At 54.7% G+C, this 1688-nt stretch carries 4 protein-coding genes; all 4 read left to right on the forward strand.

Annotation, left to right across the window (positions count from 1 at the left end):
• Positions 1-246 (forward strand): hypothetical protein (locus IQ256_RS29135; protein ID WP_193859165.1); only part of this gene is annotated, 246 nt, incomplete at its 5' end.
• A 52-nt stretch (positions 247-298) separates the two neighbouring features.
• Positions 299-526, forward strand: a complete 228-nt coding sequence (locus IQ256_RS29140; RefSeq protein ID WP_193859166.1) for a hypothetical protein — start codon at positions 299-301, stop codon at positions 524-526.
• 132 nt (positions 527-658) lie between these two features.
• Positions 659-874 carry a hypothetical protein gene (locus IQ256_RS29145; protein ID WP_193859167.1) on the forward strand — a complete coding sequence of 72 codons (216 nt, stop codon included), beginning with the start codon at positions 659-661 and terminating at the stop codon, positions 872-874.
• A gap of 102 nt (positions 875-976) precedes the next feature.
• On the forward strand, positions 977-1558 hold the full coding sequence (locus tag IQ256_RS29150; protein ID WP_193859168.1) for a hypothetical protein: 582 nt from the start codon (positions 977-979) through the stop codon (positions 1556-1558).
• The last annotated feature ends 130 nt before the right edge of the window (positions 1559-1688 follow it).

Genomic DNA, 1688 nt, shown 5'->3' on the forward strand with positions numbered 1-1688 from the left:
CTCCTGGGCTTCTTTGCTGCCGTCGTGGCGCTGGTGTTCGCGTTCGGCGTGGGAGCAGTTTGGCGGTTGGAGCGCAGTGAGAAACGGCGCGAACAAGACGAAACCCCCGAAAAATACATGAGCAGAATGGACCGACAAAACGCATTTACTGAGGGCCTAAACTCCGGTGCCGCCGTTGGCTTCTTCCTTGGTCCCCTGCTTGGCTGGTGGGCGCATGAATTCGCGATGGAAATGCGCTGGCTGTGATGAGCCAGCCAACGACCGCCAAACGAGCGAGTCGCAGAAGAAGGAATAGAGCATGGACGGTGAAAACGAAAAGCGCTTTGGCCGTTCAGATGAGGTCTATGCAGTGGGCGCCATGATCGTGGCCTGGAACCGGTGCGAAGGCGCCCTGGCACACCTTCTATTGCGGACACTGAAGGTCGAATGGGAGACCGCGTCTAGACTGTTCGAATTTCTGGGAAATCGAGAGCGTATCGATCTACTGAAGCTCGAATCTGCCAGAAAGCTTGATGATGAAGAATAACAGCGCATAGTGGCATTTGCTGCGGCGTATGTAGTCTGTCTTGAGAACCGCAATCTTATCGCCCACAGCCAAATCAACATGAATGATGCAGATGGGGGGCTTTCCCTCCTAAAGAGGTCAAGGAAGGATCCTTTGTCGTTAAATCAATTTCACATCCCTGTTGACCAAATGCTGAAGATTGCAAACACGACCTACGATCTGGCGCAGCATGGAGAGATGCTCTCCCTCTCAATCTGGGCCGGCCCATCACGAGAACTGATGGCAGGCCAGAAGCCTATTCCCGTTCCATTGCCTAGTGTATTTCCTCAGCCAGTGAAGCTGACTCCTTTGCCCGTAGAACGACAGTAAAATGGGCGCTAGATGTCTCCATCACAATGTTCCTGCTGGGAAACGGCAACGGCCCGGGCGTGGCGTTGAAGAAGGGCTGGGGGACTAATTATGCGACCGTGGATGTCCATTGCCGCCGTTGTGGTGGTCGGCGGGATAGCAATCATCTCTTCAAGCTTCTTCGAAAAGCCAGACAGCGCTTTGCGGTGGTGGGGTCTAGCGTTCCAAATGGTGGGCCTTATCACAGTGGTCATTGGCCTCAGCCAGTCCAGAGAAGAATTTGGCCGCCCTTCTCTGTGGTGCTCTACTCGCGACTGGTTTAAAGGCCTGTTCAAGAAGCCCCAGCCCCAGCATTTCAAAATTGAGATAGAGGGTGCCGAAGCACGGGCCGAGGCTGGCAAGGTCAGATTTCATGTGAACTCCCGTTACCTTGAGCAGCGGATGGACCAGCTAGAAGGCCAAGTGAAAGACCTTTGGGATCGCGCAGACGAGCTTGAGGGGAAAATCGGGCTCCAGAAGCGCAGAGTCGATGAGCGCCTTGATCAAGAGCAGCGAGCGCGCGCTTCAGCAGATGCAGACATATCGAAGCGGCTGGAAGAGGCCGTTATCGGCGGTATCCACCTGGAATTGTTCGGTGTGCTTTGCCTTGTGGTGGGGATAACACTGGCCACGGTGCCCGGTGAACTTGCAGTGCTACTGCGTTAATCCGAGAGGCGGGAGGGATTGCACTTTGAATAGGAACGGCGACAGCGAAAGCGGCTTTGGACAAGGCTCGTCAATTTACGACACAACAGTCCAATTGGTCCGAGCTTTAGTATGGCCTTTGCTCGTGGTC

Source organism: cf. Phormidesmis sp. LEGE 11477 (genome assembly GCF_015207105.1).
Classification (GTDB): domain Bacteria; phylum Cyanobacteriota; class Cyanobacteriia; order Phormidesmidales; family Phormidesmidaceae; genus Phormidesmis.

Coding starts and splice junctions, on each gene's coding strand:
- IQ256_RS29140 (WP_193859166.1), top strand. CDS start 299: ATGGACGGTGAAAACGAAAAGCGCTTTGGCCGTTCAGATGAGGTCTAT.
- IQ256_RS29150 (WP_193859168.1), top strand. CDS start 977: ATGTCCATTGCCGCCGTTGTGGTGGTCGGCGGGATAGCAATCATCTCT.